Source organism: Mesorhizobium sp. M0478, from assembly GCF_040321305.1.
In the GTDB taxonomy this organism is placed as follows: domain Bacteria; phylum Pseudomonadota; class Alphaproteobacteria; order Rhizobiales; family Rhizobiaceae; genus Mesorhizobium.
On record NZ_JAMYRH010000007.1, the window covers coordinates 19,620 to 32,933 of the forward strand.

Here is a 13,314-nt window from a genome sequence, read left to right on the forward strand (position 1 = left end):
CCGATAATTCTGGAAATGCACAATGATACCACGAGCCTACATCGCTGTTGTTGACGATGATGAGTCCGTTCGCGAGTCTCTGCCGGATCTAATCGGTGTCTTTGGGCATGAGGCCGAGGCATTCTCCTCGGCGGAGGAATTCCTGGCTTCTAAGCGGGTCGATCAAACTAAGTGTTTGGTTCTTGACATCGCAATGCCTGGTATGTCCGGCATCGAGCTCCAACGCGAGCTGGCGCTCCAAGGTCGGCAGATTCCGATCGTTTTTATCACAGCACATGGTGATGACCGGGTCTGTCAGCGTCTGCGTCAGAGCGGGACAGTCGAATGTCTGCTAAAACCGTTTACTGACACTGCGCTGCTTGATGCTCTCAACGCTGTTCTCCACTGACCGGTTCAGGATGTTGCGGACGTCGCAGACCCGTGCTCTACCCGCTGCCCAAGTACCTCCGAAACCTTCGCGAAGTCTTCGCCGTCATGATTGTTGACGCGGAGAATGGCCGCGGACATGTCGTTCTGCGCCTCGCGATGACCGATCCTACTCGGCGGGATGGCACTGAAGCATTGTGCAGCCACGGATTTCATTTAGTGAGAGGGTTCGCCTTCGGGCCATGGGAATTTCAAGCCGGGCTTTTCGTTTGGGAAGCACGGGCGGCCGTCTTTTCCCCTGTAACTCCTGGGTCGCTGACGAACGGACTCTCCCTGACACAAAAATCGCGGCAGGCGGCTCGCATCCTTCAAAATGCCGATCGCGTTGCTCTGCCCAATTTCACCGGGTTCATGGCTACCGCATGCGACGCCGTGGTGATCGCGTCCAAGTCATCGAGGCCTTTCCGGCAAAGATCGAGCCCTTCGAGCGAACGATCAATCCGCAGCGCTTGGGAGAGCCTTCCCGGTCCTCGCGCCAAGTCGCGCAAGCGCTCAATGCTTCGATTTGCCCGCATGATCTCGATGCGTTCGAGCGGCTCGAACGCCGTGATCAGGACGCCGATGCCGGTGCCCGGCGTCTCGTTCGAGACGTTGAGCATAGAAGGTGCCGTAGGCGAGACAGACATAGGCATGCCCGCGCTCGAGGAACAGCGAGCGGTTGCGCGGCGTCATCCCGCGATAGCCGTGGCCGGCGGCGTCGCCGATGACATAGGCTTCGGTCTCGACGATGCGACCGCTGGCGACGCCTTCCGGCAACTCGCGAACTACTAACTTGCCAATGAGATAGCGGGCGAGGGCGGCCGTATCGTTCGGCAGCTCCGGGGGCGGGCGAGTGGGCGGCGGATGACCATCCTTTATGGCGGCCAGGGTTCAGGGAATCCGCTCGACCCATTCCGCACGCTTGCCATCGAGGAACTCCATGATGCTCACTGCGTAGGACGGCCGCCCCGTCATAGGTCAGGACAAATTCCGTGACCCAGAGGTCGCCCGTGCCGATGATGCGCCGCACCGTGAAGCGTTTCTTGTTCGGCTGCGCGGCGCGGGACGACTGAATGCTTCGCAGTCCGCGAATGCGCTCGCCCGATTGCGGATAGTCGAGCACCGCGTCCTCCCGATAAACCTGATGTTCCGCCTCGAGATCGTTCGCATCGGAGGCGGCCCAGTGGCGATCCAGAGCCGCTCGTATCTCCCGGTCTTCCATATCAGATCTTCTTACCCCTTAAGGCCTAACCTCCCACAGCGACTAAAGCTCGTCACCTTGCCAGCCCGCTCTCGCGCACCGACAATCTTCGAATTCATTTCATTTCGCGAAGTGTTTGAGCGCGCGTCTTTCCATAGGGATAGAAGAGCTCCTTACGACCCGTCTGCCACGCAGCCTTGAGTTCCGGGCTGGTGATGTCCCAATCCGGTCGGCATTTCACGGTCACCGCTCGCATGTCCTGCCGCAGTTCCTCCATGGTGGGTCGCCCGAAAAACCAATACCCATTGTAGACCTTGGAGACGATGAGGCCGGGTTCCATGACGATAACGTGAGGGATCATGGGGTTGTGCGCGGGATCCGTGTACTCGGCGATGTCGAGGTCCTTCTGGATCACGCGCCGCGAGTCGGAAAGAAAAGGCCAATGAGCGCCAGCGCTCAATCGATACTCGTTTGTCTCTAGGAGATTATCCGTGGTGATGGTGACGAGCCGGCAATAACCCACCGCCATTTCGTGATAGAGCTGAACAAGCCCTTCAGCCTGCCGTCGGTCCCTAGGACAGTACCCACCTCTGCCGAGAACCAGGACCATGGGGTCTTCCCCCTGCAATTCGGAAAGCCTTCGTCGCACGGCGCCATGATCCGGTAACTCATAATCCGGAAAAATCGATCCTGGAATGATGTCGGAACGCATCTGAAAGCCTCACTGAGTGTCCCGGAGGTTGAGAACCATTTTGGCCGGACGGACCAATGAAAAGCCGGAAGAGGTATCAAAATCCATTATCCGATGGTGTCGCCGATACCATGGAATAATGGTTACTCCAGCATCGAATATAGGTCGCTAGGCTAAGGCTGAGGTTGCTGAGTCTTAGCAGAATGCACCGCTTGCCAAGGCAAAGGTTCGGCGCCGGCCGCCGGCTTGTTCAGGGTTTGCTCCACTTGATGGTGAATGCATCGCGGGTCGCAGACATTGCCCGTCATTGCCTTGAAGCGTTTGAGTTGGCTTTTTCCCATCGCGCGTTTCGATCTCCGTCACCAAAATCGACACCAAGGCATAATAGACGTTCGTGTTGTCCGGGGGCATGGTCCGCCACGACGTAGACCCGTTCTGTTAGGCGACAACGGCCATGGAGAAAACCGACGCATCCGCTTCCTTCGCCGGATATGAACTCGGCGGAGCGCGTCATGGCCGTGCTTTCTTCAACGGCGATGACGAGGCGTTTCGCGTGATTGCCGCAGAACAGAAGAAGCACTGTGCAAAAGCGAAGAAGTGGTCGTGACAAGTCAGCACAATTTTAAACTCATCATCGATACCATTCCTGCGATGGCGTGGTCAGCTCGGCCCGACGGACCCATTGAGTTTCTAAGCCATCCCTATCTTGAGTTCACGGGCCAATCCATTGAGCAGGCGAGGGGCTGGGGCTGGACGGCCGCGGTCCATTCTGACGACCTGGATGGGCTGATCACCATATGGCAGACAATCATAGCCTCGGGTAAGGCCGGGGAGACCGAAGCGCGATTGCGCCGATTTGATGGAAGTTATCGGTGGTTTCTTATCCGCGTTAACCCGTTGCGGGATGAGACTGGCAACATCGTCAAATGGTATGGGGCGAACACTGACATCGATGAGCGGAAGCGGGCTGAGGACAAGGCCATCGAAGCTGAGGGCGAACTACAACGGACTATCGACGGCATACCGGCGCTGGTTGCGACCTATAACGCGGATGGCTCGCGAATTTCTATCAACAGGCGGGGACGCGAGTTCACGGGGCTCTCTGCTGAGGATGTGACGAATGGTAGGTGGAGAGGCGCAATCCACCCAGATGACATCGGACTTGAAGAGAGCAAATGGCGCGCATGTGTCACGGCTGGAGAACCGTTCGAACATGAATACCGAGTGCGAGCGGTCGATGGTACGTATCGCTGGCACATGGCCCGTCGCGTGCCGCTCCACGACGACGCCGGTAAAGTGACCCGCTGGTACGGCATGAGCCATGATATTGAGGGTCGAAAGCAGGCGGAAGCGTTCCTCTCGGGCGAAAAGCAACTGCTGGAGATGATCGCATCGGGCAGTTTGCTTCGCGATGTTCTAAGCGCATTGTGCGAATTTATTGAAGGGGCCGCGCCTGATTGCGTATGTGATGTTCACCTGATCAATTGGAGCAACTCGACATTTGAATATGCCGTGGCTCCTTCTCTGCCTTCCGCCTACAGCGACCCGATTGCGGGGATGCCCGTCAGCGGTGAGCTTTTGCCATGTGGCATAGCGGCTTCTCAAAAGATACAGGTGGTAGCGGTGGACATCGAATCCGATCCGCGCTGGTATACGTCGCCTGTTCGGTCCCATGTTCTGCAGCACGGATACAGATCGGTCTGGAGTACGCCGGTCTGTTCCAGGGAAGGGCGGGTGTTAGCCACCTTTTGCATCGTCCAACGAAAGCCAGCGGCCCCATCGCCGCACCACCAGGATCTCATTGCGCACGCAACGCAGATCGCCAGCATCGCTATAGAGCGTTCCCTGACCGAAGCAGCGCTTAAGCGGACCGAAACTTTGCTCTCGGAAGCTCAACGTCTGAGTTCAACTGGTGCGTTCTCGTGGCGCGTGGACACAGACGAGATCGCATTTTCCGAGGAACTTTATCGTATCTTTGAATTTGACCCGAATGTCCCTGTGACGCTCGACCACATCAGTGGGCGAATCCACGCGGACGACATTCCGTCACTAACTACGCAAATGACCCGGATTCGCAGCGGTCAGAGCTATCTGGGCTACGAGATTCGGCTACGGATGTCGGACAACAGGGTAAAGTATCTACGCACTTTCGGCCGGGTCATCCGTCATCAGGATGGCCGGATGGAATGCCTTACTGCAGTTCAGGACGTCACAGAGCGCCGGCAGGCGGAAGAAGCCCTTGGCAAGGCTCGGTCTGAACTCGCACATGTCACCAGGGTTACGAGTCTCGGAGCGTTGACCGCCTCGATAGCACATGAAGTCAATCAGCCGCTGTCGGGCATCATCACCAACGCGAGCACCTGCCTTCGGATGTTGGCCGCCGATCCGCCAAATGTTGACGGCGCACGTGTGACGGCACGTCGCACGATACGCGACGGCAACCTTGCCGCCGATGTGATCGCGCGACTGCGTGCGCTCTTCAGCAAACAAGCCCCTACGATCGAGCCGGTAGATTTGAACGAGGCTGCACGCGAGGTAATAGCATTGTCGGCGGGCGACCTTCAGAGAAGTCGCGTGGTTCTAACCTCCCAATTCCCTGAGGGGCTTCCCCTCGTCGCAGGCGACCGTGTTCAACTTCAGCAAGTGATTATGAACCTGTTGCGAAATGCTGCGGATGCGATGAGCGGCGTCGAAAATCGGCCCAAGCGGTTGGTGATTAAAACTGAACCCGACGGAGAGGATTCTGTGCGTCTCTCGGTAGAAGATGCAGGTACGGGGTTCGGCGCCGATGGTCCGGAGCGGGTGTTCGAGGCTTTCTACACAACCAAGAATGAAGGCATGGGGATAGGTTTGTCCGTCAGTCGCTCCATTATCGATAACCACTGCGGGCGCCTGTGGGCGGCAGCGAATGACGGCCCGGGGGCTACGTTTACGTTTTCCGTACCTGAGTATTCCAAGTGCCAGTTGTCAGCAGGGGACGTGGCTCTAAGCGCGGGTGTCCGAGGTCGGCGACGCTCAAAGGTCAGTGGGGGTTAGATGAAGCTTACGCATGCACTCGTGTCGGTGGTCGATGACGATCAATCCGTACGTGAGTCCCTACCAGATTTGCTGCAGGAGTTCGGCTTTAGCGTGAAGGCATTCTCTTCAGGGACGGAGTTCCTCGCATCTGATGCCGTCGATAAGACCAAGTGCCTCATTCTCGATGTTGCCATGCCTGGCATGACGGGACCCGAGCTGCAAGTCGAGCTGGCACGTCGCAGAAAGATGATTCCGATCATCTATATCACGGCGCAAAGGGATAGCACGATCCGCCAGCGTCTCATCGAACAGGGTGCAGTGGAGTGTCTGTTCAAGCCGTTCAGCGATCAGGTTCTTCAGGATGCGCTCATTTCGGCGCTCCGTGATCCTTGAACCTGGTGGATTGTTAATGCCATCTCAGGAGGATAATTTGCGATGTACTCATATCTGGCGGTTCAACGAGACGGTGCGGCGAGATCGTCAACCATGTCGGACGAAACACCTGTCGTATTCATTGTCGACGACGACATTTCGGTACGCGAATCGTTGGAACTACTCATCTGCTCTGTGGGCTGGCGACCAGAGACGTTCGCCTCAGCAAAGGCATTCCTTGAGCGGTCACGTTCGCTGGTTGCGAACTGTCTGATCCTTGACGTGAATCTTCCTGATCTGAGTGGGCTCGACCTGCAGAAGCTCATGTCTGTCGACCGTACCGACATGCCCATCATCTTCATAACCGGCTATGGCGACGTACCGATGACGGTTAAAGCGATGAAGGCTGGGGCTGTCGAGTTTCTCACCAAACCATTCAACGACGAGGAACTTTTGGGTGCGATCAAGCTGGCACTCGAAAGAAGTAAGACCGCACTTGCTCTGGACTCTGAGATGCACGTCCTTAGGGATCGTTATGTATCGCTCAGCCGACGCGAGCAAGAGGTTATGACACTGGTCGTGCGTGGTCTCTTGAACAAGCAGGTCGGCTTTGAGCTTGGCATCAGCGAAATCACAGTCAAGGCACACCGTGGCCAGGCTATGCGGAAGATGCAGGCCCGCTCGCTGGCCGAACTGGTGAACATGGCCGCCCGACTGCGTATCGCTGAGTAGACGGTTTTTCCGCGCCCGAACTGTCGTGCAATCGCCATCGCGGTGAGAAGTCTCATCAATGCCAAGGTATTGGCGACACCATCGTTCTATCGCTTTGGCTACAATGTTTCTGCACCTATATCCATAGTTTCGAAGTCAACATGGAATTCCTGGCGGAACGGCTGTCGGGGGGGGTGTGTTCGTCAGTATTTTCGAGAGAGATTACGTTTAGCATTGTTAAATATGTACCGGTGTTGAAGATTAATTTCTTGCAGCGGTGTCGATTTCGGCGATCAATGAAGTGGAAATAACTATGGAAAATTCTAGACCTAAAAAATCGATGATACTGTTTTCCGTTATTGGATTGTTATGCTGTTCAACTAGTGCGCTCGGGCAGGATTCAAAGCAACCCGGTGATACTAGCACGCTGCTTGCAACGACACCGAGTACGAAGACGGCGAAGATCCGCCTGACGCGGAAGAGTGAGGCCTACTGGGAAGTTACTTTCAATAATCCGCCGCTCAATATAGTTGGCCCGTCCGAAGTCCGCGAGCTTGCAAAAATTGTTGGCCAGATCGAAGCGGATCCGAGGGTCAAGGTTGTGGTGTTTGACAGCGCGGTGCCAGACTATTTCATCGCTCATTACGACCTTTTGAGTCCCCTTAAGGACTCCAGCGGTATGAGGCCGGGGCCAACGGGCATGCATCCCGTGCCCGACATCATGGTGCGCCTCAGCCGCCTGAGGGCGGTGACGATTGTTTCAATTCGTGGACGGGCGAGTGGCATCGGGAGCGAGTTAGCGCTAGCGGCAGACATGCGCTTTGCAAGTCGGGAGAAGGCGGTCGTGTCGCAGTTTGAAGTTGGCGCCGGCTTCGTCCCTGGGGGCGGCCCTATGGCGCGGCTGCCTCGGTTGGTCGGCCGCGGCCGCGCTATGGAGATGTTGATCGGTGCCGAGGGCTTCGATGGCGAACTTGCCGAACGGTACGGCTATGTGAACCGGGCGCTGCCCGATTCAGAATTGAACGGTTTTGTCGACGCCTTGGCGACGCGCATTGCTTCGTTCGATGGGCAGGCGATTGCCGACACCAAGAACCTGATCAACCAGGCTAGTTTGCCCCCGGACTCCGAAATGCAGCCGGGCTGGGACGCATTCATCACTTCTGTACAACGACCTGCGGCTCAGGCGCGTGTGAAGGTCCTTGTCGATGAAGGGCTGCAGCAGCCTGGGGACGTCGAGAAGAACCTGGAGCAATATACCGCCAAGTATCAGGAGTAATTTGCGAACGTGGAATTCGATGGAGCGACGTGAGGCGTGTGAAAAGGACTGATCATGATTCAAATGCGCAAGGAGACCGATAGTCTGGGCGAGGTGGATGTGCCAGCCGATAGGCTCTGGGGAGCCCAAACGCAAAGGTCTCTCGAGTACTTTTCCATAGGGAAGGATTTGATCCCTCGCGAGATGATCGCGGCTTATGCCGTCCTGAAGAAAGGCGCTGCCAATGCAAACCACACAGGTGGGCGACTCGATGATCAGGTCCATCGACTGATCGTCCAGACATGTGACGAGATCCTTGCCGGGCGACATCAAGACATGTTTCCCCTGCATGTCTGGATGACGGGCAGCGGGACCCAGTTCAATATGAATGTCAATGAAGTGATTTCTAACCGGTGCTGCCAGCTGGTCGGGACGGTCCTTGGCAGTAAGACACCGGTACATCCGAACGACCATGTCAACATGGCGCAGTCGTCGAACGATTCATTCCCTTCCGCGATGTACATCGCTACGGCGAGCAATGCCAAACAGCGACTGATGCCGGCGGTCAAGCAGCTCTACGAAGCTCTCCGTTGCAAATCGGAGGAATGGAAGGACATCGTCAAGATCGGCCGCACCCACATGCAGGATGCGACGCCGCTGACCTTGGGCCAGGAATGGTCGGGATATGCCGAAATGCTCGCCGACGATCTGGATCGGCTCGAGACTTCGCTGGATGGCGTCTATCGCCTCGCCCTTGGCGGTACCGCGGTGGGCACGGGGATCAATTCGGCGCCAGGTTTCGCAGAAGCGGCCGCAGCCGAAATCGCGAGGCTGACCGGGCTTCCCTTCGTAACGGCGCCGAACAAGTTCGCCGTTCAGGGCGCTCACGATGCGCTTGTGCAGTTTTCTGGCACGATGCGCACGCTGGCGGTTTCCCTGTACAAGATCGGCAACGACGTACGTCTCATGTCGTGCGGACCGCGGGCCGGCTTCGCCGAACTCATAATACCGGCGAACGAGCCCGGCTCGTCCATCATGCCAGGCAAGGTGAATCCCACCCAGGCCGAAGCACTAACCATGGTGGCTGTGCAAGTGATGGCCAATGACGTCGCGGTCGGATTTGGCGGGGCGAGCGGCTACCTCGAGATGAACGTCTACAAGCCCCTGATCATCCACAACATCATCCATTCGATCACGATCATGGCCGACAGTTGCACGAATTTCCGCAAGTTTCTGGTAGAGGGCACGCAGCCCAACAAGGACAAGATCGCCCAATATGTGAGCGAGTCCCTGATGCTCGTGACCGCGCTCTCGCCTGTTGTCGGCTATGACAAGGCTTCGAAGATCGCGCACTATGCGATGGACAACGATGTGACGCTCAAGGCGGCCGCGCTGAAGCTCGGCTTTGTTTCCGAAGCGTTGTTCGACCGCGTGGTTGACCCGGAGAAAATGGTCAAACCTTTCGTCGCAACCTGCGCCTAGGATCGCGTCAGTTCGTCAGACACGGGATTCGGATCCGCTGCCGGCCTCGGCAGAGGCAGTCATCACTTCAACCCAGGATTTCTAGGAGGACCCATGAGCATCCCCCCTGTCGTGTTCGGCGAGGCGGCACTCGCGTTGCAGATTGGTCAACCTCGATTCAACGCCAACTGGAAAAGTCCCGAGCATCGATTTCGGCGCCTGCTGTCCGAGTTCATCGGCACGGCAGGATTGACCTTCGTATTGTCGGCTGGCGCTGCCATCCTCGTACTGTACGGCGGAATAAAGGTTGAGCCCATCGTCGCTGCATTTATCCTATCGGCGATTTCCGCGCTTTGGCTGGTCGTGGCCATCTATTTCCTCGGTGATATCAGTTCGCACTTCAATCCTGTCATGACATTTGCCTTTGCATTGCGCGGCGACATGGGTTGGCCAATGTGCGCGGCCTATGTCGTTGTGCAGTTACTCGCGGCCGCAGCAGGATCATTTCTTGCCCGCTCGTTTTTTGGCATTGAAGGCAACCTGGCAGCCACCGTTCCGCAAGCTGGGCAGGCCATGCAGGCGGTTTTCTTCGAGGCCATCCTTACGTTTGGCATGGTTTTGATGGTGCTTTCGATGGCAAATGGCCCAAAGCTTAATGGCCAGTTCATCCCCATTGCGGTAGGTGCTTACGTGATGTCGCTCGGGACGTTGGGCGGCCCGTACGAAGGAGGCGCGATGAATCCCGCCCGCGCCTTCGGTCCCGACCTGGCCCGCGGCGATCTGTCCACCTGGTGGGTCTATGTTTTGGGACCGGTGACCGGCACAATTGTTGCCGTTCTGGTAGCCAACGTGCTCCGCGGCCCGGCCACGGCTCAGGAAGCCCAGGCAGCAATGGGAACGCCGCCGCGGGGTGAGGCCTGAGCATTCGGCGGACCTTCGCGCCATCCGTCGAGGATAGGATGTCATAACCCGTAGGGTCTTTGAGCAGATCTGGGTCCCTTGACGTGCTCACGCTTGAGAACGCGTTCTGCGGACCAACACCATCCAGTCCGCAAAGGAGCTATTGATCTTAGCGAAGACGCATAACTCGGCAAGAAAGACCTTTCTGGCCTCGAGGCGCCATGCCGTTCGTCCTCGCCGGTGGACCGCAATCGGGATTACTCCGACCACGAAACCGGACATTGAATTCGCTTTCGTCGATTTGGCCAATCCAGCCGGCAGCCTGGAGCGCGCCGCCACGGCGCCAAGGTAGTATCTCACAGGCCGCTTTCTAAGTGCGAAACCTCCTTGAGGCGTAAGAGCTATTGACGCGACGGTTGGCAGCGATAGCGGCCTAGAGCGCGTCACGTTTGAACGGATTCAGGCGACGCGCTTTAGGATCTGTTTTCATGCATGTCGTCATCACAAAACCCCTGCGCACTTTTGCGCGACATGCATCAGACCCTCGATACACCTACCGGGACTGAGGATCGACGGCCAAGCAACCTCCTGGAGAGGATAAGGCAAGGCGCCGCGACCAAGAACAACAGCACAATCGCCAAGAAGGCCTCGTTGAAGGAAATGGTGCCGGCTTGCCTGTCCACGGCCTGCCGCAGAACCAGCAGTGCGCCTTTACCAGCAGCAACACCGTCGAGCCCCCTAGCTCCAAGTTGGCCCGCCACTGCCTTCAGGCGCTCTTCGAGGACAACATCGCCAACATCCAGGTGCGATGCCAGTACCGTCCGATTATAGGCAAGTTGTCGATCGAGATAAGTCTGCAGGAGAGCCGTGCCAGCCAGACCACCAACCTGCTTGCCAAGATCGAAAAGACCGATGCCGAAGGGCAGCGCTGTCGCAGGAAGTTGCATGAACGCAATCAGCGTCAAGCTCACGAACAGGAAACCCAGTCCAAAGCCGCGCAGGAGCAGTGGAAACTCCAAATCCACAGCTCCGCTGTCGCTTGTCGAACCCGACATGAGCCACATTGACGAGGCGAAAAACACGATCCCGACAGGCGCCAGAGCAAACGGACTTATTCCGCTTTTTTTTACGCCGATTCCTGCAATTACCAGCGAGCAGCCCAACATTGCTCCACTCGGCAGGAGAAGAGTTCCAGCATCCGTAGCTGTGAAGTTGAGGACGTTCAAGGCAAAGGCGGGGATGAGAAAGGCGCTGCCGGATAGGGCAAATCCGGCTACCAGACTGGCGACAAGGGCGAAGCAATAGTCGGCATCGCCTAAAGGCGACGCGGGAAGTATCAGACGATCCGATGCAAATTGGAACTCCCACAGCAGCAGCAGGATGACCGCCAGCAGACCGGTCAGGGTGAGAAGGATGATGTGCCCGTCGTCGAACCAATTGAACCTGCTGCCTTGTTGCGACACATAGGTCAAAGAGGCTGCGGCGATTCCAGCCAGCGCGATCTGGATGTAGGGGATGCGGATTCTGTGGCGGACCGTTTGTCCGCGGTCCGCCGCGAGCATGACGAGGGCGAGAATGCCCATCGGCACGTTGCTCAGGAATATCCAGTCCCACGAAAGGTGGTCGACAACCCAACCTTGGAGCGCTGGTGTCAATGTCGTTGGGGCCATGACGGAGCCGAGGGCTAAGAGAGCTTGCACAATCGGTTGCTGACGGCTCGGGAAACGAAGGAACAGCAGTGTCTGGCCTGCCACGAGCACGGTCGCGCCGGCAAAACCCTGAACGATGCGGCAGACGTCAATCCAGGCAATATCGACGGAAGAGATCATTGCGGCAGATGCCAAGAGAAGCGCGACCGTGCCGGCGCGCAAACAGGGCGTAGGCTTTAGCGCTGCAACAAACAGCGGCGCGACCAAAAAGCCGGTCAGCTTGGCCGCGAGAAATGCGATGTCGAAAGTCGCGAATTCGTCGGTCGTGGCATGTATGTCGCCCAGCATATCCAGGCGCCCAATAGAGAGCGCCGTGCTGGCGATCGAATCCATGACGGCGGTCAGTACAACTCCGGTCAAGACCATCGCGGCGCCGAGCACCTCGGGCTTAGTCAGTAACGGTCGCGATTCGATCTGACGGCTCATTGTGCCGTACCGGGCCGATTATCCGCAAGGTCGCCGACCGGGTTCGAAGTGGTGGGCGCGGGATCGGTTCCCCTGCCCACCCGGACGGCAATGCGGGCTGAAAGTCCGGGAACCAGCCGACCAGGCAACGGATTGTGTGTAAGTCTTATCTTGACTGGAACGCGCTGGACGACGCGGATGAAGTTACCCGTCGCATTGTCCGGTGGCAGCACGCTGAAGGCAGCCCCGCTACCCGGGGCGAAGCTGTCGACGACACCATCGATATGAACGTCAGGGTACTCGTCGATCACCACCTGAACAGGCTGTCCAACCTCCATTCGACCAAGCTGGGTCTCCTTGAAATTGGCGACGACCCATATACCCTTGACCGGAACAACGTCCATCGCCGGGGTGCCAGGTGTGACGTAGCGTCCGACGCGAACTTGCCGGTTGCCGATGACACCGTCGATCGGCGACAGGATGACGGTATTGGCGAGATCCATCCTGGCCAGACTAACGGAAGCTTTCGCCAGAGCCATCGCTGCTTGGGCGCCGGCGAGTTGGGCGTCGAGCACTCCAAGCTTCAGCCTCTGGGCCAGAGTATTGGCCGCCTGGGCTTTGTCCCCCGCCTCGGCTTTTGCGAACGCGGTCTGCGCATCCTGGAGTTTTTGTTCGCTGGCCGTCCCGCTCTTTCGCAGAGCCATGTAGCGGTCAAGATTGGCGCTCGACAACAGCAAATCCGCTGAGACCGAGCGCTGCTGCGCCACCGCTTGTTCGATCAAGGCATCTTGCAGTTTCTGCGTTGCTTCAATGTTTGCGATCTCGGCCTGTCGGGTCGCCAGAGTGGCAATGGCTTCGTCGAGTTTCGCTCGGTAATCACTGTCGTCGATGCGAAACAGAAAGCTCCCTTTGCTAACGTCGGCGTTGTCGCCAACTGCAACTTCCACCACATAGCCGGAGAGCTTGGGCGCGATACTCGTTATATCGCCGCGGACATAAGCGTTGTCGGTAGACTCTTCCGAACGGCCGTGGAAATACCATTGCCACGCCCAGGCTGCCGGCAGCGACACCGTCACAGTCGCCACCACTAGAATAGCGGTCTTTCGAGCCCAGCCTATTGGTGCTTCCACTGATTTCTGCGAAGCCACCAGGCCGAACACAGGAGACGCCGCCGGTTGCGGTCCGT

At 57.7% G+C, this 13,314-nt stretch carries 11 protein-coding genes and 2 pseudogenes; 8 read left to right on the forward strand and 5 right to left on the reverse strand.

The window, feature by feature from the left end; genetic code table 11:
- The first annotated feature begins 22 nt into the window (after window positions 1-22).
- Complete coding sequence (locus tag NKI64_RS17615; protein ID WP_023669218.1) at window positions 23-388, forward strand: response regulator transcription factor; 366 nt, start codon at window positions 23-25, stop codon at window positions 386-388.
- A 346-nt stretch (window positions 389-734) separates the two neighbouring features.
- On the opposite strand, the pseudogene NKI64_RS17620 reads toward NKI64_RS17615, so the two are convergent.
- The 3 genes and pseudogenes from NKI64_RS17620 to NKI64_RS17630 form a co-directional block, all read right to left on the reverse strand.
- Window positions 735-1,182, reverse strand: a pseudogene (locus NKI64_RS17620) (DNA-3-methyladenine glycosylase).
- 114 nt (window positions 1,183-1,296) lie between these two features.
- A pseudogene (locus NKI64_RS17625) lies at window positions 1,297-1,627 on the reverse strand (nuclear transport factor 2 family protein).
- Window positions 1,628-1,721: 94 nt separating this feature from the next.
- Window positions 1,722-2,318, reverse strand: a complete 597-nt coding sequence (locus NKI64_RS17630) for a redoxin domain-containing protein (RefSeq protein ID WP_352669004.1) — start codon at window positions 2,316-2,318, stop codon at window positions 1,722-1,724.
- A 433-nt stretch (window positions 2,319-2,751) separates the two neighbouring features.
- Here NKI64_RS17630 and NKI64_RS17635 point away from each other — a divergent pair, with 433 nt between their 5' ends.
- The 7 genes from NKI64_RS17635 to NKI64_RS17665 all read left to right on the forward strand — a co-directional run bounded on the left by NKI64_RS17635 (window position 2,752) and on the right by NKI64_RS17665 (window position 10,035).
- Window positions 2,752-2,904 carry a hypothetical protein gene (locus NKI64_RS17635; protein ID WP_023669213.1) on the forward strand — a complete coding sequence of 51 codons (153 nt, stop codon included), beginning with the start codon at window positions 2,752-2,754 and terminating at the stop codon, window positions 2,902-2,904.
- Entirely contained in the window at window positions 2,901-5,333 is a 2,433-nt protein-coding gene (locus tag NKI64_RS17640) for a PAS domain-containing protein (RefSeq protein WP_352669006.1), read from the forward strand. Before NKI64_RS17635 ends, NKI64_RS17640 begins: the two co-directional genes overlap by 4 nt.
- A complete protein-coding gene (locus NKI64_RS17645) occupies window positions 5,334-5,708 on the forward strand; it encodes a response regulator (RefSeq protein ID WP_352669008.1) in 375 nt (124 codons plus the stop codon).
- A gap of 42 nt (window positions 5,709-5,750) precedes the next feature.
- Window positions 5,751-6,419, forward strand: a complete 669-nt coding sequence (locus tag NKI64_RS17650; protein WP_352669010.1) for a response regulator transcription factor — start codon at window positions 5,751-5,753, stop codon at window positions 6,417-6,419.
- 292 nt (window positions 6,420-6,711) lie between these two features.
- On the forward strand, window positions 6,712-7,674 hold the full coding sequence (locus NKI64_RS17655) for an enoyl-CoA hydratase/isomerase family protein (RefSeq protein ID WP_352669012.1): 963 nt from the start codon (window positions 6,712-6,714) through the stop codon (window positions 7,672-7,674).
- A gap of 54 nt (window positions 7,675-7,728) precedes the next feature.
- Window positions 7,729-9,135: a class II fumarate hydratase gene (gene fumC, locus NKI64_RS17660; protein ID WP_352669014.1), complete on the forward strand. Its 1,407-nt coding sequence runs from the start codon at window positions 7,729-7,731 to the stop codon at window positions 9,133-9,135.
- Window positions 9,136-9,228: 93 nt separating this feature from the next.
- A complete protein-coding gene (locus NKI64_RS17665; protein WP_352669017.1) occupies window positions 9,229-10,035 on the forward strand; it encodes an MIP/aquaporin family protein in 807 nt (268 codons plus the stop codon).
- A gap of 515 nt (window positions 10,036-10,550) precedes the next feature.
- Here NKI64_RS17665 and NKI64_RS17670 read toward each other — a convergent pair.
- The gene (locus NKI64_RS17670) at window positions 10,551-12,149 is read right to left on the reverse strand and encodes an MFS transporter (RefSeq protein WP_352669019.1); all 1,599 of its coding nucleotides are present in this window, start codon (window positions 12,147-12,149) and stop codon (window positions 10,551-10,553) included.
- Complete coding sequence (locus NKI64_RS17675) at window positions 12,146-13,204, reverse strand: HlyD family secretion protein (protein ID WP_352669021.1); 1,059 nt, start codon at window positions 13,202-13,204, stop codon at window positions 12,146-12,148. Before NKI64_RS17675 ends, NKI64_RS17670 begins: the two co-directional genes overlap by 4 nt.
- Between the last annotated feature and the right edge of the window lie 110 nt (window positions 13,205-13,314).

Excerpts from the sequence above, each read along its gene's own strand:
- NKI64_RS17615 (WP_023669218.1), top strand. The coding sequence starts at position 23 with ATGATACCACGAGCCTACATCGCTGTTGTTGACGATGATGAGTCCGTT.
- NKI64_RS17630 (WP_352669004.1), bottom strand. The coding sequence starts at position 2,318 with ATGCGTTCCGACATCATTCCAGGATCGATTTTTCCGGATTATGAGTTA.
- NKI64_RS17635 (WP_023669213.1), top strand. The coding sequence starts at position 2,752 with ATGGAGAAAACCGACGCATCCGCTTCCTTCGCCGGATATGAACTCGGC.
- NKI64_RS17645 (WP_352669008.1), top strand. The coding sequence starts at position 5,334 with ATGAAGCTTACGCATGCACTCGTGTCGGTGGTCGATGACGATCAATCC.
- NKI64_RS17650 (WP_352669010.1), top strand. The coding sequence starts at position 5,751 with ATGTACTCATATCTGGCGGTTCAACGAGACGGTGCGGCGAGATCGTCA.
- NKI64_RS17655 (WP_352669012.1), top strand. The coding sequence starts at position 6,712 with ATGGAAAATTCTAGACCTAAAAAATCGATGATACTGTTTTCCGTTATT.
- fumC (WP_352669014.1), top strand. The coding sequence starts at position 7,729 with ATGATTCAAATGCGCAAGGAGACCGATAGTCTGGGCGAGGTGGATGTG.
- NKI64_RS17665 (WP_352669017.1), top strand. The coding sequence starts at position 9,229 with ATGAGCATCCCCCCTGTCGTGTTCGGCGAGGCGGCACTCGCGTTGCAG.
- NKI64_RS17670 (WP_352669019.1), bottom strand. The coding sequence starts at position 12,149 with ATGAGCCGTCAGATCGAATCGCGACCGTTACTGACTAAGCCCGAGGTG.